Genomic DNA, 26,491 nt, shown 5'->3' with positions numbered 1-26,491 from the left:
GCCGCGCCGTGCCGCCCCATGCCGTGCCGCCCCATGTCGTCCGCCCCGCCCGTGCCGCGCCGCCCCGGACCGCGCCGTCTGCCCCGTGCCGTGCCGCCCGTGCCGCCCCGCGCCGGATGGGCTCCGCTGGGTCAGATCGCGCCGGACCGGATCGGGTTGGGTCGGATGGGTTTGCGTCGAGCGGCGTCGCAACCAGCACTCTGCGCCGGGCGACGCCGCGTCGCAGCGTCCTCGGCGCTACGCCGGGCCGCCGCGAGTCGGGTCGGGCTACGCCCGGACCGCGCCATGCTGAGGCACGTGGGGTTGCGCCGGCCAGCGTCCCCGCTGGATTGCACCAAGCCGAGTCGCGCTTGGCGTTCCGGGGTTGCGCCGGGTCGCGCTGCCCTTGCCGCCCCGTCCCACGCCGCCCCGCCCCGCCCCGCCTTGCCCCACGCCGGACCGCCCTGTGCCGCCCCACGCCGGACCGCCCTGTGCCGCCCCGTGCCGGGCCCGCTGGACCGGGGCATGCGGGGTCGCGCTGGGCGGTGTCCCGCTGGGTTGCGCCAAGCCGAGTCGCGCCGGGGACGGCACGCGGGATCGCGTCGAGTCGGGTTGCGCCGGGCTACGCCGGGGCTGCGTCGCGCGGGATTGCACCAGACCAGGGTCGCGTCGGGCCGACCACCCCTTTGCTTCGACTCCGGCTCGGTCCGCCGAGCGCAACCCCAGGCCCGAAGGCGGCGGCCGTGCCCCGGTCCGCTCACGGCGGACCAACGCACCAAACGACCACACAGACCCACCACAAGCCGGGAGCCCGAATGAGGCACGCGACCAAGCACCCCAGGGATAATCGAACGGCCCGCTCGACCAGGACTCCCGGACCGCCCCATCGTGGCCGACCCCGCCTGAAGGGGCCGCGGTTGACCCCACGAAGGGGGGCCACGCCGACGACACGGCGGCGATGACCGTACGGGTCCACAACAGCCACCAGGCCAGAGGTCCCATAGGAGGAGCCCCACTGACCGACCTACGCGACGGAGGAGCCCACTCGCCAAGCCAAGGTCCGCCAAGGTGGGCAGTTCGCCATCGCCGCATGAAGGGGGCCTCCAACGCTCCCGTTTCACGTGAAACAGGAGCCCCAGAAGATCGCTCCCCCGCATCCCATCGGCGGCTGGCCCGCATGGTTTGCTTGACGGATGGATGGTGCAGTGCCCAGCGAGATCCTCCCCGCCGCCGAGAAGGTCTTCGGTGACCGCCTGACCCAGGCGCGCCACTACGCCGAGCTTCTCGTCACCGATGGCGTCGTGCGCGGCCTCATCGGCCCCAGGGAGGCCCCGCGGATCTGGGAGCGCCACCTCCTCAACTGCGCCGTGCTCGCGGACCTCATTCCGTCGGGTGCCTCGGTGGTCGACGTCGGGTCAGGGGCCGGACTGCCCGGTATGGTGCTGGCAGTGGCTCGTCCCGACCTGTCCGTCACCCTGGTCGAGCCGCTCGCACGACGTACCGCATTCCTTTCCGAAGCGGTGACGGCGCTCGGCCTCGAGCGGACCTCCGTGGTCCGTGCCCGGGCCGAGGAGTGCGTCGGGAAGCTTCCCCTCGCCGATGTCGTCACCGCCCGGGCCGTCGCTCCGCTGGATCGACTCGCCGGCTGGTGTCTTCCCCTCACCGCCGTCGGGGGGCGGTTGCTCGCGTTGAAGGGCGCCTCCGCGGCGGCCGAGATTGCCGAGCACGCGGAGGTGCTCGGCCGGCTCGGTGCGGGGATGCCGTCGGTGCGCTTGTGTGGGGACGGGCTCCTCGCCGAGCCCACCACGGTCGTCGAGATCGTGCGCGAGCGGGAAGTCGCGCGTCCTCGAAAGGCCGGGGGGCGTCGCGGCCGGTGACCCCGGGGCGCAGCGCGACCTCGGGCGAGGGGGAACGCGGAGGCACTCATGGGGGACGGCAGGGCGGTCGGCATCGGATGGCCGATGTCGCCGGTACAGCGGCTCGGCGGCCTACTACGCCGAGTTGACGGATTTCTGGTCTTTTGGCGCACGAGTCGGGGTGAGAAGGCCAACGACGCGCCGGTGAGTCATGGCTCCGCCCGGCGAAGCGCCGTAGGCTGGCCGGGCGCCACTCTTCTGTCCGACGGAACGGGCCTCGCCGAAGACGAACCTGTCCTGGACGGAACGGATCCGAGCGGAGCGACCTCCAAGGCCGAGAGCACCGTTACGACCGACGGCACCGCAAGTACCGACGGCACCGAACGGGCCACAGGAATCGACCAGGCCGACGGAACCGACGGATTCGACGGGGCCGAGGAGGACGCCCAGAGATCCGGTACCGCCCGGACGGCTTCAGACGGACAGGCTCATGCCTCGGGCGAGGCGGCCGAGGGTGCACATCTTTCCGAGCGGGACGGGACTGACATGGTGCGCGACAGCGGTGATGGTCCGGGCTACGGCGATGCAGACGATCACGTTTCACGTGAAACGGGGATAGAGGGCTGGGGCGTCCGTCCCACGGGCCGGGCGGTATCCCAGCCCCGGCCCGACGTCGGGAGCCCCGAGCCACGAACTCCGGAGCCGACACGCGGGAGCACGGTGGAGTTTCACGTTGCGACCCCAAGTGAGCGACCGTCAACCGGTACCCTTTACGGCCGGGGAGTAACGCCGCCGGTCGACGCTACTCCGGCCGAGGTGCGACCCGAGCGACGGAACCCACCATCCCCCCGGCCGCACCCATCCGTCGTCACCGCGGATACCGAGGGCGCAATGACTGACGCGTACGTTTCACGTGAAACCGAAGATCCCCCGCTGGCACAGGAGGCAAAGCGCGCCGTGGAGATTCTCAACCCGAGTGGGGAGGTCACCATGCCCCGCCCACCACGGCGGCGCACCATGTGTGTGGCCAACCAGAAGGGCGGCGTAGGAAAGACGACCACCGCGGTCAACATCGCCGTCGCCCTTGCGCTCCATGGCAACCGCGTCCTGGTGATCGACCTTGACCCTCAGGGCAACGCCTCCACCGGACTCAACGTTCCGCACCACTCCGGCGTGCCGGACGTGTACGACTGCCTCATCGACGGCGCCCCGCTCGACGCGGTGACCCAGCAGGTCGAGGGGATCCCGAACCTGTGGGCGGTCCCAGCGACGATCGACCTCGCCGGGGCGGAGATCGAGCTCGTCTCGGTCGTCGCCCGCGAGTCGCGGCTCAAGCGCGCGATCGAGGCGGGCGGCAACGCCTACGACTACATCTTCATCGACTGCCCGCCGTCGCTTGGTCTGCTCACGGTCAACGCGCTCGTCGCCGCCGAAGAGGTGCTCATCCCGATTCAGTGCGAGTACTACGCACTGGAGGGTGTGCAGGCACTGACCAACAACATCGAGCTGGTGCGGTCCCACCTGAACCCGCACCTGGACATCACGACGGTGCTCCTCACGATGTACGACCGGCGCACCCGCCTGGCTGACCTCGTCGAGCAGGACGTGCGGAACCACTTCGGCGAGAAGTGCCTGAACGCCGTCATCCCCCGCAACGTCCGGGTGTCCGAGGCGCCGAGCTACAGCCAGTCGGTCATGACGTACGACCCCGGCTCCCGGGGTGCGGTCAGCTATTTCGAGGCGGCGCAGGAGATCGCGCTGCGCGGCGCGCAGGGTGCGCAAGTTGGAGGCATCGCATGAAGTCCAACCGACGTGGAGGTCTCGGTCGAGGGCTCGGTGCCCTCATCCCCACCGCCGCCGCGCCGGTCGAGGGTACGGCCGGCACGGCGACCGCGCTCGCCACGCCGCCCGCCCCGAGCGCCGGCGTGGCCACTGGGGCCGCGGCCCCCGAGGCCGGGACCGAGACGACTACGGCCCTCGCCCCGGTGCCCGGCGCCCGCTTCGCCGAGATCCCGGTGGGCGCGATCGTGCCCAACCCGAAGCAGCCGCGGCAGGTGTTCGACGACGAGGCGATCGAGGAGCTGAAGACCTCGATCGAGGAGGTCGGCTTCCTCCAGCCCATCGTCGTGCGCGAGCTGCGCGACATTGACGGGGAGAAGCAGTACGAGCTCGTCATGGGCGAGCGCCGGTGGCGCGCCGCCCAGGCGCTCGGCAAGGAGGCCATCCCGGCGATCGTCCGCGAGACGCGCGACGACGCGATGCTCCGCGACGCGCTTCTGGAGAACATCCACCGGGCGAACCTCAACCCGCTGGAAGAGGCGGCCGCGTACCAGCAGCTGCTCGACGAGTTCGGGGTGACCCACGAGGAGCTCGCCAAGCGCATCGGGCGGAGCCGGCCGCAGATCTCGAACACCATCCGTCTGCTGAACCTGCCGGCCCCGGTGCAGCGGCGGGTCGCGGCCGGCGTGCTCTCCGCGGGTCACGCCCGGGCGCTGCTCGGCCTCGACGACTCCGAAGAGCAGGAGCAGCTCGCCACCCGGATCGTGGCGGAGGGCCTCTCGGTGCGCGCCACCGAGGAGCTCGTCTCGCTCGCGGTCTCGGAGGGCGGCTCGGCCAAGAAGCAGCCCCCCGCGCAGCGGCGGCCCAAGCCGCACGCGCCGGCGCTGTCGGATCTGGCCGACCGCCTCTCGGACCGGTTCGACACCCGGGTGAAGGTCGACATCGGCCGGCGCAAGGGTCGCATCACGATAGAGTTCGCGACCGTCGACGACCTCGAGCGGATCGTCGGGATCATCGGGGTGCCGGAGGAGCAGTCGGCGGCTCAGCGGGAGCAGTGACCGCCCGACACCGACAGCCCTGAGGGCCGGATCCGCGAGGATCCGGCCCTCGGTCGTTTCCAACGCCAAATTGCCCGTTTCTGATGGCCGGGGCGCCGAAAATCGGCTGGCTAGAAATCCTGAGAGAACGGTTTCTAGGGAAGTTTGTCCACAGGGGTTATCCACAGGCTCACCCGTTTCACGTGAAACTCCGTGGTCCATCGTTCGGGTGCCTGTGGATGACCGCACACGCGGGCGTGGCCGTCATCCACAGGGGCGGGGGACGTACCTGTGGATAACTTCTCGACCCGGGGAAGATGCGAGGCGGCTGTCCACAGGGTGCGGACATCGAGCCCCGCGGTCGGTTAGGGTCAGTTCGTGTCCGAGACGCAGCCCTCTCTGCCTGCCTTCACGCACTGGCCGACCTTTCCCTTCGAGGGTGACCTCCGGGTCAAGCGCCTCCTCGAACCCGTGCCGGTGGAGCCGCCCCGCCACGGCGACAACCCCTCGGAGTGCCGGGCGTGCGCCGCACCGGACGAGGCGTACATCTGGGTGAGCGACCGCTGGCGGGTCCGCTCCCTCGATCGGCCGACGGGCCTGCCGGCCGTGCTCATCCTCGAGTCCCGCTCGCACCTCGACCTCGGCGACCTGCCGAACATGCTCGCCGCCGAGCTCGGCGTGATGACGGTCCGGCTGGAGCGCGCGATCCGCTCACTCGACGGCGTGGCGCGGGTCCACGTGAACCGTTGGGGCGACGGCGCCGCGCACCTGCACGTGTGGTTCCTCGCCCGGCCGTACGGTCGCCTTCAGCTGCAGGGCACATTCCTCGCGCTGTGGGACGACATCCTCCCCGCGATCCCCGAGGAGCACTGGCGGGAGAACCTGGCGCTGGTCGCCGCGTGGCTCGCCGAGTTCGGCGGCCGCCCACTGGCCGAGCCGCCGCGCATCAACTGGACCGCCCCCGCGAGCCTCGCCCCGCAGGAGGCCGGCGACGCCCTGGAGCCGGCCGCGGCCGCCCAGGAGAGCGACAACATCGTGGTCCCCGAGCCGGCCGAGGGCAACGGCGACGTTTCGGAAAACCCAAAAGCATAATTGGCACCGGTACCGTGGAAAGCCTCGCCAACCGCACCAGTCCCAGCCGTCGTCGACAGCGGGGACAGTGGGTCAAGAGATGAGGAACTGTGGGCGGATGCCTCCCACGGCGGATCACGAGTGCGTACCATCATGACGAGCTAATGCCGGGTGCGGTGGAGATGGACCAATGTCGCGACGTCTCGTAAGTCTGACGCTCGACACCCTCGAGGATCTTCCTCGATCGTGCCGCGAATGCGTGTTCTGGGAGCTTGACCCGGTCGCGGCCGACCGCGCCTGCGCCAACGGCGACCCCGGCCTGGAGAAGGAGGCCTGGGTCTCGCAGACGCTGCTCGAGTGGGGCTCGTGCGGCAAGCTCGTCTACGTCGACGGCATGCCGGCCGGCTTCGTGATGTTCGCCCCGCCGGCCTACGTCCCCCGCAGCATGGCGTTCCCGACGTCGCCGGTGTCGGCGGATGCGGTACTGCTGATGACGGTCCACGTCGTCCAGCCGTTCGCCGACGGCGGGCTCGGCCGCATGCTCATCCAGGGCGTCGCCCGCGACCTCACCAAGCGTGGCGTCAAGGCGATCGAGGCGTTCGGCGACGCGAAGTTCGGCGAGGTCGACGAGGCCGGCCGCAACGAGCGGGGCTGCCTGGCGCCGGCCGACTTCTTCCTGTCGATCGGCTTCAAGACGGTACGACCGCATCCGCGTTATCCCCGGCTGCGCCTCGAGCTGCGCACGGCGCTGTCGTGGAAGTCCGACGTGGAGTACGCGCTGGAGAAGCTGCTCGGGTCGATGAGCCCGGAATCGCTGCTTCGCCCCGTCCTCCCGGTTCGCCCGGCAACGCGCGAAATGACGTCCGGCTGAACCCAGCGCTACCGCGCGGCGTCGCTGGGTAACACATGGCTCAGGCGATGGGCGCCTTCTGGCCGGTGAGGGCCCGCAGCAGGCTGACGTCGATCGAGCCGGTCGGGACGTCGGCCTCCACCGGGAGGTACATCCGCTGCACCGCGGCCATGATGGCCTCCACCACCCGGTCGCGGAAGGCCGGGTCGATGAGCTGACGCCGGTCGCTGGGCGAGGTCAGGTAGCCCACGTCGACCCGCACGGCCGGCATCTTGGTCAGCCGCAGCAGCTCCCACGTCTTGGCGTGCGTGTGGCAGTCGCGCAGCCCGGTGCGCACGATGATCTCCCGCTGCACGAGACCCGCCAGCCGCTCCCCCACGACCGAGGTGGGGCCGGAGACCGAGCCGTAGTGGTAGGTCGCCACGCCGTCGGCCGCGGGGCTGTGGTGGCCGTCGAGGTGGATCGAGATGAGGAGGTCGGCGCCGAGCTCGTTGGCGAGCTGCACCCGGTCCCGGTCGCTCAGGGCGGTCGTGGGCTGCGGACCCCTGGTGAGGTTCACCCGCATCCCCGCGGCCGCCAGACGGCCCTCCAGGCGGGCCGCAAGGTCATACACGAGGTCCGCCTCCACCCATCGCAGCGGGCCGTCGGGGACCACGTGGCCGGCGTCCGGTCCGCCGTGCCCGGGGTCGATCACGATGCGCTTGCCGAGCAGCGTCGGGCCGGACTCGCGGAAGGCCTCGGCCTCGCGCAGCAGCTGCGGCCGGCCGCCGATCACCTTGCGGCCGAGCCGGCGCAGGGCGCCCACGGTCGCCGGGCCGCACTCCCCGTCGGGGCGCAGGCCGACCTCGCGCTGGAACTGGGCCACGGCGTGGGCGGTGCGCCCGCCGTAGATGCCGTCGGCGCGGCCCGGGTTGTAGCCCATCTCGAGCAGCCGCTCCTGCAGCTGCCGGACGTCGTCGCCGATGTAGGGGTCGGCGACGGTGTGGAAGAGCGCGCGCTGGCCGAGCCGCCAGCGGGCCGCGTCCAGCGCCCGCCAGGTCTCGTCGCCCACCGAGCCGTCGACGGTGAGGCCGCGGCTCTGCTGGAAGGCCCGCACGGACCGCTCGACGTCCTCGTCGTACTCCGGATCGGTCGCCGACGGATCGGACGGCAGGAGGTCTTCGAGCAGCTCCAGCACGACAAGAATGCTGCGGATCTCGGCAACCGCCGCGCCCCGCGCCCCGCGCCGGATAGCCCGCATATGGTCCTCCTGAAAAGCCTGTGACCCGCGACGGAATCGTACGTGCCCGGCCGAGCACGTCGTCATGGGGCGAATTACCCACGCAGCGCCGCACCCGCGAGGCAGCGTACTCCGCCCACCTCGGGGCCGCGCCCCAGCGCCCCTGCCCAGAACGCCGGACAAGACACTCGCCCCGCCCCCGGAACTCCGGGAGCGGGGCGGAAAACGTCGAGTGCGAGAAGGATCAGTCGAGGGCCGACTCGATCAGCCGGACCAGGGCGCTCTTCGGGTTGGCCCCGACGACCGACCGGAACGGCTCGCCGCCCTTGAACACGGTCAGCGTGGGCACCGAGAGCACCTGGTAGGCGCGGGCGGTCTCGGGGTTGCTGTCGATGTCGACCTTGACGATCTTCACCTTGTCGGCGAGCTCACCGGCGGCGATCTCGTTCAGCATGGTCTCGATCTTGCGGCACGGCTGGCACCATTCCGCCCAGAAGTCCACCAGAACCGGAATATCCGATTTGAGGACGTCGACCTCGAAGGTCTTGTCACTGACGGGCTGGATGGCTCCCATGCGCTCTCCTTCTCTTGAAGCTTCTCGTTACAGCGAGGCGATGAACCGCTCGGCGTCCAGGGCCGCGGCGCAGCCGGTGCCCGCGGCGGTGATCGCCTGTCGGTAGGTGTGGTCGACGACGTCGCCGGCGGCGAACACACCCTCGATGTTGGTGCGGGTGCCCGGTGAGGCGACCTTCACGTACCCCTCGTCGTCGAGCTCTACCTGACCGCGGAACAGCTCGCTGCGCGGGTCGTGACCGATCGCCACGAACACGCCGGCCACCGGCAGCTCGGTCTCCTCGTCGGTCTGCACGTTCTTGACCTTGATGCCGCCGACCCGGCCACCACCGTCGAGGACCTCGGTCACGACGCTGTTCCAGAGGACCTCGATCTTCTCGTTGGTCAGCGCCCGCTCGGCCATGATCTTGCTGGCGCGGAACTCGTCGCGGCGGTGGACGATCGTGACCTTGGAGGCGAACCGGGTGAGGAAGGTCGCCTCCTCCATGGCCGAGTCGCCGCCGCCGACGACCACGATGTTCTCGTTGCGGAAGAAGAAGCCGTCACAGGTGGCACACGCCGATACGCCGCGGCCGAGCAGCTCCTGCTCGCCGGGGACGCCCAGGGGGCGCCAGGCCGAGCCGGTGGAGATGATGACCGCCTTGGCGCGGTACTCCGTCTCGTTCACCCACACGCTCTTCACCGGGCCCTCGAGGGCCACGCGGGTGGCGTCGTCGGTGACGAACTCGGCGCCGAAGCGCTCGGCCTGCTTGCGCATGTTGTCCATGAGCTCCGGGCCGTTGATGCCGTCCGGGAAGCCCGGGAAGTTCTCCACCTCGGTGGTCGTCACCAGCGCGCCACCGGAGGTGACTCCCTCGATCACCAGCGGCTTGAGGTTGGCACGGGCGGCATAGACCGCAGCCGTGTACCCGGCGGGACCGGACCCCACGATGATCAGGTTGCGGACCTCATCCACGGTCGACTCCTCGATTTCAGCCTGTGCCAGCAAAACGTCATCCTACGAACTGGCAATTCCCGGTTGGCGGTGACTCGTGTGCCACATCACCACTACGGGACGGTGGTCCGGTACCGCTCGTCGGCGATGGCGCCGCCGATGCCGCAGTTTGGCCCGACGGCGACGACGAGCCGCTTGCCCGCCCCCACCCGCGTGCCGTCCAGCACCACCACGAGCGCCGGCTGTCCCTCGAACGCCGCGTAGTCGACCAGCGACACCTGACCACCGTATTCCCTGGTGATCGCGGCTAGGCAGGCGCCCCTGGCGGCCGGACCGGCCAGCCGGGACAGCGGCCCCGTCACGCTCGCCGCGCCCGGGGCGGTGCCCGTCCCCGCGCCCTCCGCCCCCTGCAGGTTGGCCGTCGAGCCGGTCCCGCCGCGGGCGAGGTCGCCCAGCGTGCCCCGGCCGTAGTCGCGCCCGCTGCTGATCACCGGGCCGCTCGCGCCCGGGCCGCCGGCCGCCGAGTCGCTGCGGGCGTCCGGCGCCGCCGCCACGTGCGGCAGGTCGGCCGCGCTCTGCGCCCCGCCCTGCCCGAACGAGCGGAACACCTGCACGCCCACCCCGCCACAGACGATCACCGCGGCCGCCGCGGCCAGCCCAGCGATCCAGCGCCCACGCCGCTGCCGGCGCGCCTGCCGTGCCCGGTCGAGGTCGACCACCGGGGCGTCCGCCGGGGGCGCGGTGATCGCCTCCGTCAGGGCCGCGTCCAGCCGTTGCTGCACTTCCAGCGGTACCGCGGGAGCCTGCGCACCCAGCGCGTGGAGCTCGTCGCGCATGGTGGCGTCGGCGGCCACCAGCGCCGCGTAGGCCTCCGCCCACGCCGTGTCGGTGGTCACCAGGTGGCGCACGTCGTCCGCCTCCGGGGTGCCGTCCAACGCCCCGCCGACGAAGTCGGCGAGCCGGTCGAGGTCGGCTTCGGAGAAGGCCGTCACGCGCCACCCTCCTTTGCGGACGCGGTTGGAATGTCGGCCTTGGTGCGGCCGTCCGGTGATGGGACGCGGGCGCCGTCGACGGGGTTCCGCAGGTGGCCCAGGAGCAGCGCCAGCCGGGCCCGGCCGCGTGCGCACCGGCTCTTGATGGTGCCCTCCGCGACGCCGAGCATGGCGGCGGCTTCGGCCACCGCGTACCCCTGCACGTCCACGAGCACGAGGGCGGCCCGCTGCTCGGCCGGGATCTGCTGCAGCGCCTGCTGGACGTCCATCGCGGTGTCGCGGTCGGTCGCCGGCGCCGGCGTGATGTCGGTCTCGGGCAGCGGCACGGTCGGGCGGGCCTGCCGTCGCCTTGCGCGGTCCAGGCAGGCGTTCACCACGATCCGGTGCAGCCAGGTCGTGACGGCCGAGTCGCCGCGGAAGCTGCCCGCCGCCCGGAACGCCGACAGCAGCGCGTCCTGCAGCGCGTCGGCGGCCTCCTCGCGATCGCCGATGGTGCGCAGCGCGACCGCCCAGAGCCGGTCCCGGTGGCGGCGCACGAGCTCGGCGAAGGCGTGGGGATCCCCGGATGCGTGGGCGCGCAGCAGCCAGGCATCGTCGCGCACCTCGCGCGGGCCCGGCTCGTCGGCGTCCACGGCACGCACTTTATCGACCGGGCCCGGTTCGTGGGGTCACTGCACGCGGACGGTTATCTCTCCGATAGCCACCCGATACCCGTTGCCGTCCTTCGGCAGCTTGGTGATCCACACGAGGAGGAACCGCGTTTTCTGCTCCGGCCCGGTGAACAGCGTGGTGCTGCCCATGTTCTGGCGCGGCTGCCCGACCACCGTGTATTGCGCCACGGTCTGCGCGTCCCCGGCCGCGCTCGCGCCCAGATCGGTGGTGCCGGTGCGCAGCTCCCCGTCGGCACCGGGCGTCTGGAGCACGACCTGCACGGAGACGACCTGCTTGAAGTCGCCGAGGTCGATCAACACGCCCATGCCGGGCTTGGTGCCGCCGAAATTGGCCTTGGTGTACTTGTCGGTCTTCCACACCGTGTTGGGGTCACCGTCGACGGTGTCGGCCGCGCCCTTTTTCTCGGACCCGTTACCCTGCGGGTCGACGATCCGCACCTTGCTCGGGTCGATCCTGATCTCGGTCGGCTGCCCGGCCGGCTTGGCCGGCTGCGACGCGCTGGCCCCGGTCGACGTGGGGACCGGAGCTTCCGGCGTGGCCGGATCGCCCAGCACTCGGGCCGCGGCCAGCGTCCCGGCCAGCGCGAGCACCAGCAGCCCGACGACGCCGACGGCGAGCTTGCGCCCGGCCGGCTTCGGCGGCGCGGCCGCCGCGGCCGCGGAGTCGAACGCGGCGAAGTCGACCCGCCCGCCGTCCTCGGCCGCCGCGATCTCGTCCTCGTCGAGGCCGCCGAACGAGGCGAGCTCCCCGGCGAGCGACTCGGCCGAGGGCAGCGGAAGATCGGCGTTGAGCAGGTCGGCGACCAGCGAGTCGAGGGGCGCCGGCACCCCGGCGCGGACCTGCCGCGGCGTGGTCAGCGCGCCCGAGGAGTCGCGGACGCCGTCGGGCACGGAGTAGACCCCGGCCTCGGCGTGCGGCCAGTACCCGGTCAGCGCGCAGTACAGGATCGCGCCGATCGCCCGGACGTCGCTCTCCGGCGTCGCGCGGTCGTCCGCGCGCGCGTCCGTCAGCACTACCCGGCCGTCGTGCGCGACCAGCACGGTCCCGGGGTGCACGTTGCCGTGCGCCATGCCGGTGCCGTGCAGCGCCGCCACCGCGTCCGTGACCGCCCACGCGATCGCCACCGAGCGCCCGGCATCGAGCGGCCCGGAGGCCACGATGTCGCGCAGCGCGATGCCGTCGACCCACTCGCGCACGACATACGCCCGGCCGCCCTCGTCGATGGCGTCGTAAACGCCCACAAGGTGCGGATGCACGATCCGGCTGGCCGCGACCGCCGCGCCCAGCATCTCCTTGGCGCTCTCCCCACCGGGGTAGCGCAGGACCACCGCCACGGGGCGGCGCAGGATGACGTCGATGCCGCGGTACAGCTGGCGGCCCAGCGAGTCGTTGCCGATGTGCTCTTCGAGCTGGTATCGCTCGGCAAGGATTTCACCGACGGATGGGGTGCCGAAGGTCAGGACCCGGGGAGTGCCCCCCGAAGCCTCCAGCCCTTCGTCGAGCTCAGCCACCCGTCCTCCCTTCCGATCCGTGTGCCGACCTGTGGCGTCCGTCGTAACGCGAGTCGCAGTCACTAAGCCTAAGCGCTTCGGCATGGCGCCGGGGTTGACCTTACCTGTCGCCAGTTCGGTCGCGGACACGTCATCATCTCCGGACCACCCCGCGCGAGGCCAATTGATCACCCATATCGCGACATGGCAGCCATTTCTGCTTTACCGACTTTTCACCGAATTGTCGCGGCTCTCGCCCGCCGTGTCCCGCCCTGCCACCCCTGGCCCGTCCCGCCATGCCTGCTACGCCCGGCTGTCATTTGACAAATGCGACAAATCGCCAATTTTGCCGGTTGGTCAACGGCCTGCGGGCGTCGCCCGTCACCAGTCACACGCACCCCACCCATCCCACGCAATACGTCACCCTGCGTTTCACGCCCTCGTGCCGCATTTCCCACCCGGCGCGAAGCATTTAGCCGGATTTGCGGCCTCTGTGCGGCCCGGCAGCGCGCCGAGAGTGACCTGCGTCTCTTCCCGCGTGACACTATGACGGGACCACGCCTCTCCGGCAACGGCGCGCGATGTCCGGTGGCCGCGGCGACCCCGTCCGCTTGGTGGAGTGTGAGGACGGCCGCAGCGGGAGGGCGATGGCAACCGCGGGCCCGGCGGCCGCGGCGGTCGAGGCCCCGGCAGGTGCCGGCGACCCGGGGCTGCGATCCCGGAGGCTCGGCTTCGGGCTGCGGCCCAGCCCGGAGTTGCGGCCCTGGAGGGCCGACCCCGGGGCTGCGGCCCTGCAGCCTGCGACCGCGGAGCCCGCGGCCCCTGCGGTCCGCAGCCCTGGAGCCCGGGGCGGGGCTGCGGCCGGAGGAGGCCCAGCCCGGAGTTGCGGCCCCGGAGGCCCGGCCCCGCTGCGACCGTGGAGCCGCGGCCTGGAGCCCAGCTCGGAGCTGAGACCTCGAGGCGGCGGCTCAGGTCAGCGGCCCAGGCGGGAGCGGATCATGCCGGCGAACTGGCGGACCTCATGGACCTTCAGGAAGGCGGCGGCGACGGCGTACGTGGCGAGGAGCACACCGCTGCCGATCACCAGCTGGACGACGCCCTGCAGCTTGCCCGGGTCGATGATCTGGGCGATCAGCCAGGTCACGGCCAGCGCCAGCAGGCCGCCGGCCGCGGCGGCGGCGGCCAGGCGGAGCAGGGTGTCCAGCAGGCGGCGCAGGCCCAGGTGGCCGAGGCGGCGGCGCAGTAATACGTAGCCGGCCAGCAGGGCGGCGACATAGGACAGGGCGGTGCCCACCATGAGCGAGGTCGTCACCACCGCGACCGGCAGGACGAAGTAGAAGGCGACGTCCAGGACCAGGCGCACGGCCACGCCGCCGATGTTGACCAGGGCCGGGGTCTTCGTGTCGCGCATGGCGTAGAAGACGCTCGTCTGCATCTGGCTCAGGGCGAACGGGACCAGGCCGACGCCGGCGGCGGCCACGACCGAGCCGGTGGACAGGGCCTGGGGGTAGCTGTAGTTGCCCCAGGCGAACAGGGTCACGGCGAGCGGGCGGCCCAGGACGATATACACCGCGGCGGCCGGGATCAGGATCACCGAGGCCAGGCGGCTGGCGTGGGCCAGCTGGTCGGTCACGTCGGCGACTCGGCCGTCGGCGGCGGCGGCCGAGATGCGGGGCATGATCGCGGTGATGACGGAGACGGCGACGATGCCGTGGGCCATCATGAAGATCAGGAAGGCGTTGTTGAAGACCGCCGGCCCCTCGCCGCCGCGGAGCTGGTTGTTCTTGGCCAGGGCCATGACGACGGTGATGCCGAGCTGGTACACCCCGACGTACAGCAGCATCCAGGCGCCCAGCTTGCCCAGCTCGCGCAGGCCCAGCTTGCGGAAGTCGAAGCGCCACTTCCAGCGGAACCCGGTCTTGCGCAGCGCGGGCCACAGGCCGGCCGCCTGCACGATGATGCCCAGCGTGGTGCCCAGGCCGAGCACGAGCACCTGGGTGAGGGTGATCGTGTCCGGGGTCGGCAGCTTGCCACCGCCGCGGACCACCATGAACACGCCGGCGGTGCCGATGATGACGATGTTGTTGAGGATCGGCGTCCACATCGGCGCGGCGAAGTGGCCACGGACGTTGAGGATCGCGGCGAAGATGCCGGCCAGGCCGTAGAAGAAGATCTCGGGCAGCAGCAGGTACGCCAGCAGCGTGATCAGGTCCCGGTCGGCCGTCGTGACCTTATCGTTGCCCAGCGTGTACATCGCGGTGATCAGCGGGGCCGCGATCACCACGATCAGGGTGGCCGCGCCGAGGGCGACGGCGGCCAGGGTGAGCAGGCGCTGGGCGTGCGCCTCGCCGCGGTCGGGCTCCTCCTTGCGGGCCCGCACGAGGGTCGGGATCAGCACGCTGGCCAGCACGCCGCCGAGCAGCAGCTCGTACACCTGGTTGGGCAGGTTGTTGGCCAGCGTGTAGTCGTCGCCGACGACCTGGCCGCCGATGGCCGCCGCGATGGCCGCCGCCCGCAGGAAGCCGGTGGCCCGGCTGACCAGGCTGAGCACGGCCATGGTGCTGCTGTTGCGCACCACGGTGCCGGTGCCGTCGTCGTCGGCTGCGCTCGGCGGCGCCGTCTCCTCGACGACCGGCGCGTCGGCGACCACCTGCGGCCGCGGGATGAACAGCGGCATCGCCACGGTCGGCGCGTTGGCCGGGTCGACGGTCATGCCCTCCGGCCGCCGGCCGACGCGCAGGCGCACCGGCTTCCCGGGATCGTTGTTCCGTTCCGCCGGCGTGGTCTCGAACGCCGCCGGAGCACCCGGCGCGGCCGGATAGCCCGAATGTTGAGCTGGCACGAAGCCAGGCGGCGGCACGAAGTCAGGAGGCGGCAAGGCGCCTGGGGGCGGCACGAAGCCAGGCGGCGGCAAGGCGCCGGGCGGCGGTACCACCTGCGTAGGCCCCTCAGGCGGCGTAGGGAAGCTGTCTCCGGAAGGGAGAACGGGCGCGGGCGGCTCATCGGGCGCGCGATGAGCCCCGGCCGGCCGCATCCGCACGGTCGGCTCGCCGTTCCAGCGCTCCCGCTGGGACGGGTCGGTCCCCGGATCCATTCGCCACCTCGAATCGCCCGTGCTTGCGCTCGCAGCCACGACCATAGTGGCATCCGGCGACACTTCCGGTCGGGGAGGATTTCGCGCGACGGGCCGCACACGGGCCCGCTACCCTCGGTGCCTGCTTCCCCCCATCGCGATAGGCTGAGCGACCGATGCCCGAGCTGAAGAGCCAGACAAATCCCACCGCCCGCGCCCTCACCGAGGCCCAGCGCCGCGCAGTGCACGAGCTGCTGCGCGTCTCCCCGGTCGCCGACGAGCTCGGCCGGCGCTTCGCCATGGCCGGCAAGGAGCTGCATCTCGTCGGCGGCTCGGTGCGCGACGCCCTGCTCGGGCGGCTCGGCGACGATCTGGACTTCACCACCGACGCGCGGCCCGAGGAGACGCTGCGCATCATCGAGGGCTGGGCCGAGGCGGTCTGGACGACCGGGCAGGAATTCGGCACCATCGGGCTGGCCCGCCGCGGCCTGCGCATCGAGGTGACGACGTTCCGCGCCGACGCCTATGACCGGGTCAGCCGGAACCCGATCGTGCGGTACGGCGACAAGCTCATCGACGACCTGCGCCGCCGCGACTTCGCCGTCAACGCGATGGCGGTCTCGGTGCCCGGGCACGAGTTCACCGACCCCTATGGCGGCCTGACCGACCTGGCCGAGCGCGTGCTGCGCACCCCGGGCGCGCCGGAGGAGTCCTTCGCCGACGACCCGCTGCGCATGCTGCGCGCCGCCCGGTTCGTGAGCCAGCTGGGCTTCGGGGTGGCGCCGGACGTGCGGGCGGCCATGGTCGCGATGGCGGGCGACCTGTCCCGGATCACCGCCGAGCGGATCCGCGACGAGTTCGTCAAGCTCATGTGCGGCGCCGACCCGGTCGCCGGCCTGCGCCTGCTGGTCGACACCGGCCTGGGTGAGCAGTTCCTGCCCGAGCTGATCGGCCTCAAGCTGGAGATCGACGAGCACGCCCAGCACAAGGACGTCTACGAGCACACGCTGATCGTGGTGCGCAACGCGATCGGCCACGAGCGCGAGGGCGCCGATTTCACGCTGCGCATGGCCGCGCTCATGCACGACGTCGGCAAGCCGGCCACCAAGGCCGTCGGGCCCGACGGCGGGGTGAGCTTCCACCACCACGAGATCGTCGGGGCGCGGCTGACCAAGCAGCGGATGAAGGCCCTGAAGTTCCCGAAGGACGTGATCTCGGACGTGGCCGAGCTCGTCGCGCTGCACCTGCGCTTCTACGGGTACGGCCGCGGGGAGTGGACGGACTCGGCGGTGCGCCGTTACGTGACCGACGCCGGACCGCTGCTGTCCCGCCTGCACAGCCTCACCCGCTCCGACGTGACCACCCGCAACCGGCGCAAGGCGGCCCAGCTCGCGGCCGACTACGACGCGCTGGAGGAGCGGATCGCGCGCATCGCCGCCGAGGAGGACCTGGCCCGGGTCCGGCCCGACCTCGACGGCAACGCGATCATGGAGCTGCTGGGAGTGCCCGCGGGCCCGATCGTCGGCCGCGCCTGGCGCTACCTGAAGGACCTGCGCCTCGAGCGCGGCCCGCTGGAGCACGACGAAGCCATCGCCGAGCTTATGACGTGGGCGCAGGCCGAAGGGATCACGACACCCGGATCTCGCTGATCCGCACGCCGAGCTTCGGCGGCCCGTCCGGGGTGCCGGTCGTCGTGCCGGCCGCGGCGATCCGGTCGAGCAGGTCGAGCCCGCTGGTCACCGTGCCGAAGACGGTGTAATCGGGCGGGATGTCGCTGTCCTTGTACGCCAGGAAGAACTGCGACCCGTTCGTCCCCGGCCCGGAATTGGCCATCGCCAGCGTCCCCCGCGGGTACGGCGGCAGCGTGGTGGGCAGGTTCTCCTCGCCGTACTGGTATCCCGGCGTCCCGGTGCCCGTCCCGCTCGGGTCTCCGCACTGCAGGACGTACAGCCCGTCCGTGGTCAGCCGGTGACACGACGTGTCGCTGAAGAAGTCGTCGCGGGCCAGGTGCACGAAGGAGTTCACGGTGCAGGGGGCCCGGTCGGCGTACAACTGGATCCCGATGGCGCCGAGGTTGGTCTCCATCGTGGCGGCCACCCGCCCGGTGAGCGTGGCCTTGGGCGCGGGCGTGGCGACCAGGCGCGTGTCGCCCTCGCCGCGCCCGGCCGAGGCGTAGGCGCAGGGCACCCCACCGGGCACCGCCGAACGTGCGCCGGTCGGCCCGGCGGCGGCCGCGCTGGACGCCGGCGACTCGATGATCGGCGCCCCGACCTGCGGCGCCGGCCCCCGCTCGGCACCGCTTGCCCCGCTGCTGGCGATGGCCCCGCCGATCGCCTCGACCGACCGACCCGACTGGCTCAACACGAGGTAGGCGACCAACCCGCAGACCATGAGGGCGAGCGCCCCGCCGCCGACGACGGGCACGATCCAAGAAGCGCGCGGCGGCGTGGGGCCGGACGGGAGCGCCTGGGGCGGAGGGAGCGGAGGGTCTTCGCGGGAGGAGCGCGGCGCGGCGTCGCGCATCGGCCCGGACCGCACCGCGCCGGGTCGCCCCGGCTCGGGCGCGGCGGGCGGCAGCGGCTCGGCCAGCTCCGGCGGCCGCGTGGCGCCGGGCTCCGGTGGTGTTGACATATTGTAATCGTACGACTACATATAGCCACTGGTTCGGCAGTTGTTGCTCCTTGTCGGAAGCCCGACCGGCGGGCGTCGGGCATGTGGCGTTTCGGTCGCTTCTGCGCGTAGACGGGGTCCGCTACCGTCGCTAACACATGAAACCGGCCGCACCCCTGGGGGCCGGGCTTTTCCTTGAATCTGGAGGCAGACATGCAGCCGTGTCCCAACTGCGGCGGCATGGGCATTGATGCGAACGGCTACTGCACGCAGTGCCGCACATATCGAGGCGTCCCGCAGGCGCCACAGCAGCCGACGAGCGGCACGCCCTACAGCGGCGCACCGTACGGCGGACAGCAGCCCTATGCCGGATACCCCGCGAGCTCGACGCCGTCGTACCCCGAATATCCCGCAAGCTCGGTACCGTCGTACTCCGACCCGATCAGCGCCCCGCCGAGCGCCTACGGCGCGACCTACGGCGGCAGCGGCGGCGGCTCCTCGCGCAACAAGTACCTGACCCCGATCCTCGCGCTGTCCGGCGTGCTCGTGGTCCTGGTCGTCGCGATCGTCGTGGTCGCCGTGGTCAAGAAGGGCGGGGACGACAAGAAGGCCGACCCGCAGGCCGGCGGGCCGACCGGCGGCGCGACCGCCACAGCCACCGCCAAGGCGACCGGGAAGCCGACCGCCGCGATCGACACGTGTGTCATCGGGACGTGGAACACGACGCAGTACACGATCCAGCAGGTCGTCGAGAACGTCGGCAACGTGCCGATCACGCTGCAGAAGAACGGCTCGACGGTGAAGCTCACGCCCGAGGGTCACTTCACCGAGACCTACAAGGACAGCACGTTCACCGGCAACCCGACCGTCCAGGGCACGGCGGTGCCGATCACGATCACGATCAACGGCACGGTGACCGGGGACGTGGCCACCAGCAACGGCAGCTTCACCTACACGAACGTGTCGGCGACGGGCACCACCAACCTGAAGGCGCCCTCGGCGAACATCGACGAGACCGATCCCCTCGACGCCGACGACAGCCCGGCGAAGTACAGCTGCAGCGGCTCGACGCTCACGATCATCGGGCCGCAGTTCACCCAGACGCTCAGCAAGAGCAGCTAGAACTCCTGAGTGCCACCGGGCACGCGCCCGCCGGGGCCGGCGATGTCGTCGCCGACCCGGCGGGCCCAGCGGCCGCCCAGCGCCGCGTAGCCGGCCGCGGCCAGTACGTAACCCACGGCGACCACGCCGAGCACCGGCGCCGACCGCCCGTCGTCGGGCAGGGTGAGCGCGCCGAGGTACATCCCGGCCACCAGCGTCACGTTGAACGCGGTGTCGTTGAGGCTGAAGACCCGCCCGCGGAACTCGTCGGCGCACTCGTGCTGCAGCGACGTATCGGTCACGATCTTGATGCCCTGGGCCGCGACGTTGGTGACGAACACCGCGCCGAGCAGCAGCACCGGGTCGAAGGGCAGCCCGAAGCCGAGGATGGCCGCCCCGGTGGCCGCGAGCAGGGCCGCCACCCAGCGCCAGCCCCCCACGCGGCGGGTGATCGGGGGTGTCACGAACGACGCGATGAGCATCCCGACGCCACCGGCGAGAAAAGCATTGGCGAGGGTACCGAAGGAGCCGCTCACGTTGCTGCCGTGGTTGAACGCGGTGCGGAAGAGCAGCAGGCTGGCGAGCAGGATCACGCCGTACAGCAGCCGGAACATCGCCTGCGCGAGCATCAGGTAGGCGGCGCCGCGCTTGGTCACGAGATGCCGCGCCCCGGCCGCCGTGCCGCGGCTGGTCTCGCGGATCGCGCCGAGGATCGAGCCGCCCCGCCGGCTCGCGGCGTCCGGGCCGAGCTCGTCGGGGCCGAACGAGACCCGCCCGACGAGCGCGGAGACCAGGTAGAACACTGCGGCGAGCGCGGCCACCAGCGCGTAGCCGTGAAACGACGTGCCCAGGATCGCCCTGATCAGCGCCGCGCCCAGCCCGATGCCGGCCGAGAAGCTCAGCGAGCCAAGCGTGGCGGCGAACGAGTTGGCGGTCACCAGCATCTGGTCGGTGACCACGTGCGGCGTCGCGGCGGACAGGCCGGCCAGGAAGAACCGGTTGAGGCCGATGACGATCAGGGCGAGCAGGAACGGTGCCGGCGAATGCTCCCCCCACCAGACGTAGAGCGAGATCGGCAGCACCAGCCCCGCCCGGATCAGGTTGGCCACGCTCACGATGGAGCGTCGGCGCCAGCGATCCAGGAACACCCCGACGTAGGGCCCGATCAGCGAGTACGGCAGGAGCAGAATCGCGAAGCCGGCCGCGATGGCCATGCCGCCGGCCCGCTTCTCCGGGTTGAACAGCACGCTGCCGGCCAGCGCGCCCTGGAAGAGCCCGTCGCCGACCTGGGCGATCATCCGGACCGCCACCAGCCGGCGGAAGCCCCGCTGCCGCAGCACGGCCCGGACGAAGTGCGTGTGGGGCTGAACGGCGGCGAGGGCAGACACGGCCAAAGCCTACGGCGCGCGAAGGGCCCGCGCGGGTGCCGCGGGCCCTTCGCGAACGGGGTCCTACTTCTTGGGGGCCTCGACCGCGGGGCGGCCGTTGACCGGCTCGGCGTCGTCCTGGGCCAGCCCGCCCAGCTTGCTGAGCAGCTTGGGCAGGTCAATGCCGGTGAGGTCGGTGCCCAGCTGCAGGCCCTGGGCGACGTTGTTGGCCACCGACTTGGTGATCGACGACGCGCCGTCGGTGGAGATCACCGTCATCTTGTCGATGTTGCTCATCGGGTCGCTGGCCGCCTTGACCACGTCCGGCATGACGCGCACGAGCAGGTCGAGGATGGCCGCCTCGCCGTAGGTGGCGAACGCGTCGGCCTTGAGCTTCATCGCCTCGGCCTCGGCCTGGCCGCGGGCCAGGATGGCGGACGCCTCGGCCGAGCCCTCGCGCTCGAGCGCCTCGGCGATGGCGACGCGCCGGCGCTGCTCGGCCTCGCCCTCCTTGGCGCCCTCGATGGCGTTGGCCTCGGCCAGGGCCGCGCGGCGGGACCGCTCGCCCTCACCGGTGAGGCGGGCCTGCTCGGCCTGGGCCTGCGCGTTGGCGATGGTGGCCTGCCGCTGGGCCTCGGCCTTGGCGATGGTCGCGTTCTTGGCCGCCTCGGCCTCCTGCTCGACCCGGTACCGCTCGGCGTCGGCCGGCTTGCGCACCTCGGTGTCGAGCTGGCGCTCCTTGAGCTCCGCGTTGCGCTCGGCGACCTTCTGCTGCTCGGCGAGGATCGCCTGGTCCCGCTCGGCCTGGGCGAGCGGGCCGGCCGCGGCCGACTTCGCCTTGGCCGCGTCGATCTCGGCCTGGATGCCCGCCTGCTTAAGGGCGAGGTTGCGGTTGGCCTCGGCGATCGCCTCCTCGGACTTGAGCCGCTCCGACTCGGCGGCCTGGCGGGCCTGCGCCTCGGCGATGGAGGCGTCGCGCAGCACGCGGGCGGCCTCCGGGCGGCCCAGGTCGGCCAGGTACGAGCCGTCGGCGAAGATGTCCTGCAGCTGGAAGGCGTCGAGCACCAGGCCCTGGTTGGTCAGCGAGTGCTCGGCCTCCTCGGCGACCGCGCTGGCGAAGGCGGTGCGGTCCCGGATGATCTCCTCGATCGTGAGCCGGCCGACGATCGAGCGCAGCGCGCCGGCCAGGACCTCGCTGGTGAACAGGTCGATGCCCTGCTGCTGGTTGAGGAAGCGCTGGGCGGCGGCGCGGATCGCGCCTTCGGTGCCGCCGACCTTGACGATCGCCACGCCCTGCAGCTTGGCCCGGATGCCCTGCTTGCTGACCGCGCCGTTGATCTCGACGTGGATGCGGCGGCTGGACAGGTCGAGCACCTGCAGCTTCTGCACGATCGGCATCACGAAGACCGAGGCGCCCATGACGACCTTCTGGCCGGACAGGTCGGTCGAGCGGGTGCCGTCGACGGCCTGCACCGACTTGCCCTTGCGGCCGGTGATGATGAAGGCCTCGTTCGGGCCGGCCACCTTGATGCGCGACACGATGAAGATCACCAGGAACAGGATCAGCAGCACGCCGCCGCCGATCGCTACGAGCAGGACGGTATCCATCGACAACCCTTCCGAGGGGGGTACTTACAGAGTTGTTTCTTCGACGATCACGCTGGTGGGGCTCGTCGCCTCCACCACGAGGACCCGGGCGCCGAGGGGGATCGGGCGGTCGGCGCGGGCGCTGAGCTTGACCGGTTGGCCGCCGAGGGAAATACGGACCTCGCCGAAGGCGTTGCCCGCGATGGCGGTGACGACCACGCCGGTGGTGCCGATCATGTCGAGCTGCGTCGGGGTCGCGTCGGTGCGCATGTTCATGGCCATGCGGGCCATGCGGGTCGCCGCCCAGGCGGTCGGCAGGGCCGCGACCACGCCCGCGGCGACCGGCACCAGCAGGCCGCCGGAGCCGGTGAGGGCGGCCACCGCGGCGCCGGCGAAGCCGAAGGCGCCGATGAAGCCTGCGACGGCGGGCACCGAGAAGGGCCCGGCGGCGTCGGGATGGCCGAAGTGGAAGAGGTCACCGATGAGCACGGACAGGGCCAGCACCACGACACCGACTCCGCCGATGACGAGGAACGTCGTCTCCACCGTCCCCTCCCCTCCAGGACAACTGGAGGGTAACCCCCCTGCGCCACCCGGGTCGTCGGGCAAAAGGAGCACAATCGACGCCATGCGGTGGGTGGAGGTACAGGCCCCGATCGATGCGCTGGGTGTGGCGTCGGACGAATCTGGCATTTGCCGCGTTCAGTTCGGCGGGGTGCCCGAGGGCCGGCCCGTGTCGCCGCCCGACGAGCTGCTCGAGCGCGCCGCCGACGAGCTGACGCGGTACTTCGCCGGCGAGGCGGTCGACTTCACCGTGCCGCTGTCGGTGCAGGGCGGCTCGTCCTTCGAGCGGGCGGTCTGGTGGCAGCTCTACACGATTCCGTACGCCGAGATGCGCACCTATGGCCAGATCGCCGCGGCGGTTGGGGAGCCGGACGCGGCCCGGGCGGTCGGCACCGCGTGCAACCGCAACCCGATCCCGGTCATCATCCCCTGCCATCGGGTGGTCGGGGCCGGCGGCAAGCTGGTCGGCTTCGGCGGGGGCCTGTGGCGCAAGAAGCACCTGCTGGAGCTCGAGGCCCGGGTGCGCATCGAGCGGGAGTTCGGGCTGTTCTGAAGCGCAAAAGGGCCGGCCCGCACGCGGACCGGCCCTTTTGCGTGAGCGATCTAGCGCTCGATCTCGCCCTCGATGAACGCCTCGACCGAAGCGTGGGCGTCGTGGTCGCTGTACTGCACCGGCGGCGACTTCATGAAGTAGCTCGACGCGGACAGGATGGGGCCGCCGATACCGCGGTCCTTGGCGATCTTGGCTGCCCGCAGCGCGTCGATGATCACGCCGGCCGAGTTCGGCGAGTCCCACACCTCGAGCTTGAGCTCCGCGTTCAGCGGCGTGTCGCCGAACGACTTGCCCTCGAGGCGGATGTACGCCCACTTGCGGTCGTCGAGCCACGGCACGTGGTCGGACGGGCCGATGTGCACGTCGGACTTCACCATCTCGTGCGGGATCTGGGAGGTCACCGACTGGGTCTTCGAGATCTTCTTCGAGACCAGGCGGGTGCGCTCCAGCATGTTCATGAAGTCCATGTTGCCGCCGAAGTTGAGCTGGTAGGTGCGCAGCAGCTCGACCCCGCGGTCCTCGAACAGCTTGGCCAGGGCGCGGTGCACGATCGTGGCCCCGACCTGGCTCTTGATGTCGTCGCCGACGATCGGCAGGCCGGCGTCCTCGAACTTCTTGGCCCAGACCGGGTCGGAAGCGATGAAGACCGGCAGCGCGTTGACGAAGGCGCAGCCGGCGTCGATCGCGGCCTGCGCGTAGAACTTGTCGGCCTCCTCGGAGCCCACCGGCAGGTAACACACGACCACGTCGACCCGCGCCTCGCGCAGGGCGGCGGCCACGTCGACCGGCTGCTCGTCGGACTCCTCGATGATCTCGCGGTAGTACTGCCCCATGCCGTCGAGCGTCGGGCCGCGCTGGACGGTCACGCCGGTGGGCGGCACGTCGCAGAACTGGATGGTGTTGTTCTCGCTCGCGCCGATGGCGGCGGCGAGATCCTGCCCGACCTTCTTCGCGTCGACGTCGAACGCCGCCACGAACTCGACGTCGCCGACGTGGTAATCGCCGAACTTGACGTGCATGAGACCCGGTACCCGGTCATTCGGGTCGGCGTTGCGGTAGTACTCCACGCCCTGAACCAGGGACGAGGCGCAGTTGCCGACACCGACGATGGCAACGCGGACGGAGCCCATCGCGGATGCCTCCTTCTTGTTGGTCACGATGACCGCTCCGGACCTTCTGCCGAAGGCGGCTGAGGGGTGTTGCCTTTGCGTTCGTTCGCAATGAGCTCTTCGAGCCAGCGAACCTCGCGCTCGCAGGCCTCCAGGCCGTGGCGCTGCAGCTCGCGCGTGTAGGTGTCGAGCCGCTCGGCGGCCCGGCTCAGCACGTCGCGCATGCCTTCGCGGCGCTCCTCGACCCGCCGGCGGCGGCCCTCGAGGATCCGCAGCCGGGTCGCGGGGTCGGTGCGCGCGAAGAACGCGAAATGGACCCCGAAACCGGCCTCGCTGTCGTAGGTCTCGGGACCGGCGGCGCTGAGCAGCTCCTGGAACCGCTCCTTGCCCTCCGCGGTGATCGTGTAGACCACGCGGCCCCGCTTGCCGGTCAGCAGGGGCACCTCCTCGGCGCTCGCCGGCATGTCCGCCGGCGGCGCACCCTCGGTGATCCAGCCGTCCGCCTGCAGGCGGCGCAGCGTGGGGTACAGCGATCCGTAACTGATGGCGAAGCGGAACGCCCCCAGCTTGGTCGTGAGCTGCTTGCGCAGTTCATAACCGTGCATCGGGGACTCGTGAAGCAGACCCAGGATCGCCAAATCGAGCACTCCTGGCCTCCTTCCCGTAACCAGCCCGATGTATCGGTCCGATACATCGAACGGTAAGCCGGGGTTCGGCGGGATGCAACAAATCCGACCAAGTGGTCTTGGGCACAGCGCCGCTCGTCAATCGCGCGACTACCGATCGTGACCACGCTCGCCGTGGGACGCCGGACCGCGTACCCTCGGGCCCATGCGCACCCAGCGTCAGGTTGTGGACTTCTCCTTGCGGAGACGCGCCCTCCTGCGCGAGGTGCAATCGGGCCGCGTCGGCACCTATGAGGTGTGCGACGCGTCGCCTTACCTGAAGAGTGCTGCGAAGTTCCATGGCGAGCCGACGGACGAGCTGTGCCCGATCTGCCGGCGCGAGAACCTCACCCACGTGCACTACATCTACGGCGACGAGCTGCGGCAGTCCTCGGGGCAGGCCCGCCGCCTCGCCGAGCTGCCGGTCCTGGCGATGACGCTGAGTGAGTTTCACGTCTATGTCGTGGAGGTCTGCCGCGCCTGCGGCTGGAACCACCTCGTCGAGCAGTACCTCCTCGGGCGCGACGGCCTCGCGGCCGACCCGGAAGACGGCGAACGGCCGTCGCGGCTGCGGGGAGGGGCAGCCGAGTGAACCCGCTGCGAGTGAACCCGGGCCGAGCGCCGGCGCGTTGTAGAGACAGATCCGCGATGCGCCGCGACGGCGCCGCGGCTCTACGGGCGTCGGGTGAGTGGCTCAGGTCACAGACCTGATGGCGACGGAGCATGCGACGACGATGCAACCGGCAAGGTGGGACGAATGAACTACGGTGACCCGAGCAACCCCCAATCGGGCCGCGCGCAGGTTCCCGGAATGCAGCCGGAACCACCCTCCCCTCACTCTCCCGTCCCGCCGCCGCCTCCGACGGCCGGCCGTGCCCAGGTCGGGCGCGCAAGCGTCGGCTCGGCCAGTGTGGGTTCCGCGCGCGTGAGCCCGCCCGGCGAGCCGACCACCGGTCGGGCCTCGGTGACCGGATCCGCGAGCGTGGGCGCCGCCCGTGTCCCCTCGGGCGAGCCGACCACCGGCCGCGCCTCCGTGACCGGCTCCGCATCGGTGCCCGGCGCGGCGGGGCGCGCCTCCGTGGGCCGCGCGGTCGTCGGGTCGGCCTCCGTCGGGCTGGGCGACATCGTCGATGGACCGGGCGGCCCGCCGCGCGACCTGCCGCCGGGCGGTGCCGGAAGCGGCTCGGGCGGCAAGGGTGGCCGCAGCGTGACGGCGAAGGCGAAGAAGCGCCGCCGGCGCAACATTCTCATCGCGTCGATCGCGGCGTTCATCATGATCGCGGGCATCGGCATGGTCAGTGGGACGTACTACTTTGACCAGGTCGCGTTGCCCGATGACATCGCGATCAACCAGTCGACGACGATCTACTACTCCGACGGGGTCACGCCGATGGGTCGCATCGGTGAGAA

The 26,491-nt window shown here is 71.4% G+C and carries 21 protein-coding genes and 2 pseudogenes; 10 read left to right on the top strand and 13 right to left on the bottom strand.

Annotated elements, in window-relative coordinates; translation table 11 throughout:
- The first annotated feature begins 1,172 nt into the window (after nucleotides 1–1,172).
- The 5 genes and pseudogenes from rsmG (at nucleotide 1,173) to AB0M46_RS44525 (ending at nucleotide 6,593) form a co-directional block, all read left to right on the top strand.
- Entirely contained in the window at nucleotides 1,173–1,856 is a 684-nt protein-coding gene (rsmG, locus tag AB0M46_RS44545; protein WP_363346454.1) for a 16S rRNA (guanine(527)-N(7))-methyltransferase RsmG, read from the top strand.
- Nucleotides 1,857–2,381: 525 nt separating this feature from the next.
- Nucleotides 2,382–3,635, top strand: a complete 1,254-nt coding sequence (locus AB0M46_RS44540) for an AAA family ATPase (protein WP_363346458.1) — start codon at nucleotides 2,382–2,384, stop codon at nucleotides 3,633–3,635.
- Complete coding sequence (locus tag AB0M46_RS44535; RefSeq protein ID WP_363346452.1) at nucleotides 3,632–4,672, top strand: ParB/RepB/Spo0J family partition protein; 1,041 nt, start codon at nucleotides 3,632–3,634, stop codon at nucleotides 4,670–4,672. Before AB0M46_RS44540 ends, AB0M46_RS44535 begins: the two co-directional genes overlap by 4 nt.
- 378 nt (nucleotides 4,673–5,050) lie before the next feature.
- Nucleotides 5,051–5,620 (top strand): annotated as a pseudogene (locus tag AB0M46_RS44530) (hypothetical protein); the annotation flags it as partial.
- Between the two features lie 292 nt (nucleotides 5,621–5,912).
- Nucleotides 5,913–6,593, top strand: a complete 681-nt coding sequence (locus AB0M46_RS44525; protein WP_363346450.1) for a GNAT family N-acetyltransferase — start codon at nucleotides 5,913–5,915, stop codon at nucleotides 6,591–6,593.
- Between the two features lie 40 nt (nucleotides 6,594–6,633).
- On the opposite strand, the gene AB0M46_RS44520 is transcribed toward AB0M46_RS44525, so the two are convergent.
- The 7 genes from AB0M46_RS44520 to murJ form a co-directional block, all read right to left on the bottom strand.
- Nucleotides 6,634–7,812, bottom strand: a complete 1,179-nt coding sequence (locus AB0M46_RS44520; protein WP_363346448.1) for an N-acetylmuramoyl-L-alanine amidase — start codon at nucleotides 7,810–7,812, stop codon at nucleotides 6,634–6,636.
- Between the two features lie 223 nt (nucleotides 7,813–8,035).
- Nucleotides 8,036–8,365: a thioredoxin gene (gene trxA / locus AB0M46_RS44515; RefSeq protein ID WP_363346446.1), complete on the bottom strand. Its 330-nt coding sequence runs from the start codon at nucleotides 8,363–8,365 to the stop codon at nucleotides 8,036–8,038.
- Between the two features lie 27 nt (nucleotides 8,366–8,392).
- Nucleotides 8,393–9,319 carry a thioredoxin-disulfide reductase gene (gene trxB / locus AB0M46_RS44510; protein ID WP_363346444.1) on the bottom strand — a complete coding sequence of 309 codons (927 nt, stop codon included), beginning with the start codon at nucleotides 9,317–9,319 and terminating at the stop codon, nucleotides 8,393–8,395.
- 92 nt (nucleotides 9,320–9,411) lie between these two features.
- Nucleotides 9,412–10,290, bottom strand: a complete 879-nt coding sequence (locus tag AB0M46_RS44505) for a hypothetical protein (protein WP_363346442.1) — start codon at nucleotides 10,288–10,290, stop codon at nucleotides 9,412–9,414.
- Nucleotides 10,287–10,922 carry an RNA polymerase sigma factor SigM gene (gene sigM, locus AB0M46_RS44500; RefSeq protein ID WP_363346440.1) on the bottom strand — a complete coding sequence of 212 codons (636 nt, stop codon included), beginning with the start codon at nucleotides 10,920–10,922 and terminating at the stop codon, nucleotides 10,287–10,289. Before sigM ends, AB0M46_RS44505 begins: the two co-directional genes overlap by 4 nt.
- A 36-nt stretch (nucleotides 10,923–10,958) precedes the next feature.
- Complete coding sequence (locus AB0M46_RS44495; RefSeq protein ID WP_363346438.1) at nucleotides 10,959–12,473, bottom strand: protein kinase family protein; 1,515 nt, start codon at nucleotides 12,471–12,473, stop codon at nucleotides 10,959–10,961.
- Between the two features lie 952 nt (nucleotides 12,474–13,425).
- A complete protein-coding gene (gene murJ / locus AB0M46_RS44490; RefSeq protein ID WP_363346436.1) occupies nucleotides 13,426–15,294 on the bottom strand; it encodes a murein biosynthesis integral membrane protein MurJ in 1,869 nt (622 codons plus the stop codon).
- Between the two features lie 407 nt (nucleotides 15,295–15,701).
- On the opposite strand from murJ, the gene AB0M46_RS44485 reads away from it, so the two are divergent.
- A complete protein-coding gene (locus tag AB0M46_RS44485; RefSeq protein WP_363346434.1) occupies nucleotides 15,702–17,174 on the top strand; it encodes a CCA tRNA nucleotidyltransferase in 1,473 nt (490 codons plus the stop codon).
- Here the strand turns inward: AB0M46_RS44485 and AB0M46_RS44480 are convergent.
- Nucleotides 17,152–18,156, bottom strand: a complete 1,005-nt coding sequence (locus AB0M46_RS44480; RefSeq protein ID WP_363346432.1) for a peptidylprolyl isomerase — start codon at nucleotides 18,154–18,156, stop codon at nucleotides 17,152–17,154. The genes AB0M46_RS44485 and AB0M46_RS44480 overlap by 23 nt on opposite strands.
- A 219-nt stretch (nucleotides 18,157–18,375) precedes the next feature.
- Between AB0M46_RS44480 and AB0M46_RS44475 the strand changes: the two genes are divergently transcribed.
- Entirely contained in the window at nucleotides 18,376–19,257 is an 882-nt protein-coding gene (locus AB0M46_RS44475) for a hypothetical protein (protein WP_363346430.1), read from the top strand.
- On the opposite strand, the gene AB0M46_RS44470 is transcribed toward AB0M46_RS44475, so the two are convergent.
- From AB0M46_RS44470 to AB0M46_RS44460, 3 genes are all read right to left on the bottom strand, one after another.
- Entirely contained in the window at nucleotides 19,254–20,624 is a 1,371-nt protein-coding gene (locus AB0M46_RS44470) for an MFS transporter (protein WP_363346428.1), read from the bottom strand. The two genes, AB0M46_RS44475 and AB0M46_RS44470, sit on opposite strands and share 4 nt — an antisense overlap.
- Nucleotides 20,625–20,687: 63 nt before the next feature.
- Nucleotides 20,688–22,211, bottom strand: coding sequence for an SPFH domain-containing protein (locus tag AB0M46_RS44465; protein WP_363346426.1), 1,524 nt, complete (start codon nucleotides 22,209–22,211; stop codon nucleotides 20,688–20,690).
- Between the two features lie 24 nt (nucleotides 22,212–22,235).
- Entirely contained in the window at nucleotides 22,236–22,736 is a 501-nt protein-coding gene (locus AB0M46_RS44460; protein ID WP_363346424.1) for an NfeD family protein, read from the bottom strand.
- Nucleotides 22,737–22,818: 82 nt separating this feature from the next.
- Here AB0M46_RS44460 and AB0M46_RS44455 point away from each other — a divergent pair, with 82 nt between their 5' ends.
- Nucleotides 22,819–23,307 carry a methylated-DNA--[protein]-cysteine S-methyltransferase gene (locus AB0M46_RS44455; protein WP_363346422.1) on the top strand — a complete coding sequence of 163 codons (489 nt, stop codon included), beginning with the start codon at nucleotides 22,819–22,821 and terminating at the stop codon, nucleotides 23,305–23,307.
- A gap of 50 nt (nucleotides 23,308–23,357) precedes the next feature.
- Here the strand turns inward: AB0M46_RS44455 and AB0M46_RS44450 are convergent, their stop codons facing one another.
- Both AB0M46_RS44450 and AB0M46_RS44445 read right to left on the bottom strand, forming a co-directional pair.
- Nucleotides 23,358–24,437 carry an inositol-3-phosphate synthase gene (locus AB0M46_RS44450; RefSeq protein ID WP_363346456.1) on the bottom strand — a complete coding sequence of 360 codons (1,080 nt, stop codon included), beginning with the start codon at nucleotides 24,435–24,437 and terminating at the stop codon, nucleotides 23,358–23,360.
- A 23-nt stretch (nucleotides 24,438–24,460) separates the two neighbouring features.
- Nucleotides 24,461–25,063 (bottom strand): PadR family transcriptional regulator, encoded by a 603-nt coding sequence (locus tag AB0M46_RS44445; RefSeq protein WP_363346420.1) that lies wholly within the window; start codon nucleotides 25,061–25,063, stop codon nucleotides 24,461–24,463.
- A gap of 184 nt (nucleotides 25,064–25,247) precedes the next feature.
- On the opposite strand from AB0M46_RS44445, the gene AB0M46_RS44440 reads away from it, so the two are divergent.
- Nucleotides 25,248–25,673: a DUF5318 domain-containing protein gene (locus tag AB0M46_RS44440; protein ID WP_363346418.1), complete on the top strand. Its 426-nt coding sequence runs from the start codon at nucleotides 25,248–25,250 to the stop codon at nucleotides 25,671–25,673.
- A 165-nt stretch (nucleotides 25,674–25,838) separates the two neighbouring features.
- A pseudogene (locus AB0M46_RS44435) lies at nucleotides 25,839–26,491 on the top strand (penicillin-binding protein); the annotation flags it as partial.

This window comes from Dactylosporangium sp. NPDC051485 (assembly GCF_040682015.1).
Taxonomy (GTDB): Bacteria; Actinomycetota; Actinomycetes; order Mycobacteriales; family Micromonosporaceae; genus Dactylosporangium.
The sequence above is the reverse complement of the archived record's forward strand: the minus strand, read 5'-3'. Positions and strand labels throughout refer to the sequence as shown.

Coding starts and splice junctions, on each gene's coding strand:
- AB0M46_RS44540 (WP_363346458.1), top strand. CDS start 2,382: ATGGTGCGCGACAGCGGTGATGGTCCGGGCTACGGCGATGCAGACGAT.
- AB0M46_RS44465 (WP_363346426.1), bottom strand. CDS start 22,211: ATGGATACCGTCCTGCTCGTAGCGATCGGCGGCGGCGTGCTGCTGATC.
- AB0M46_RS44440 (WP_363346418.1), top strand. CDS start 25,248: ATGCGCACCCAGCGTCAGGTTGTGGACTTCTCCTTGCGGAGACGCGCC.
- AB0M46_RS44480 (WP_363346432.1), bottom strand. CDS start 18,156: ATGTCAACACCACCGGAGCCCGGCGCCACGCGGCCGCCGGAGCTGGCC.
- AB0M46_RS44450 (WP_363346456.1), bottom strand. CDS start 24,437: ATGGGCTCCGTCCGCGTTGCCATCGTCGGTGTCGGCAACTGCGCCTCG.
- AB0M46_RS44525 (WP_363346450.1), top strand. CDS start 5,913: ATGTCGCGACGTCTCGTAAGTCTGACGCTCGACACCCTCGAGGATCTT.
- trxA (WP_363346446.1), bottom strand. CDS start 8,365: ATGGGAGCCATCCAGCCCGTCAGTGACAAGACCTTCGAGGTCGACGTC.
- AB0M46_RS44520 (WP_363346448.1), bottom strand. CDS start 7,812: ATGCGGGCTATCCGGCGCGGGGCGCGGGGCGCGGCGGTTGCCGAGATC.
- AB0M46_RS44485 (WP_363346434.1), top strand. CDS start 15,702: ATGCCCGAGCTGAAGAGCCAGACAAATCCCACCGCCCGCGCCCTCACC.
- AB0M46_RS44455 (WP_363346422.1), top strand. CDS start 22,819: ATGCGGTGGGTGGAGGTACAGGCCCCGATCGATGCGCTGGGTGTGGCG.
- rsmG (WP_363346454.1), top strand. CDS start 1,173: ATGGATGGTGCAGTGCCCAGCGAGATCCTCCCCGCCGCCGAGAAGGTC.
- AB0M46_RS44475 (WP_363346430.1), top strand. CDS start 18,376: ATGGGCATTGATGCGAACGGCTACTGCACGCAGTGCCGCACATATCGA.
- AB0M46_RS44535 (WP_363346452.1), top strand. CDS start 3,632: ATGAAGTCCAACCGACGTGGAGGTCTCGGTCGAGGGCTCGGTGCCCTC.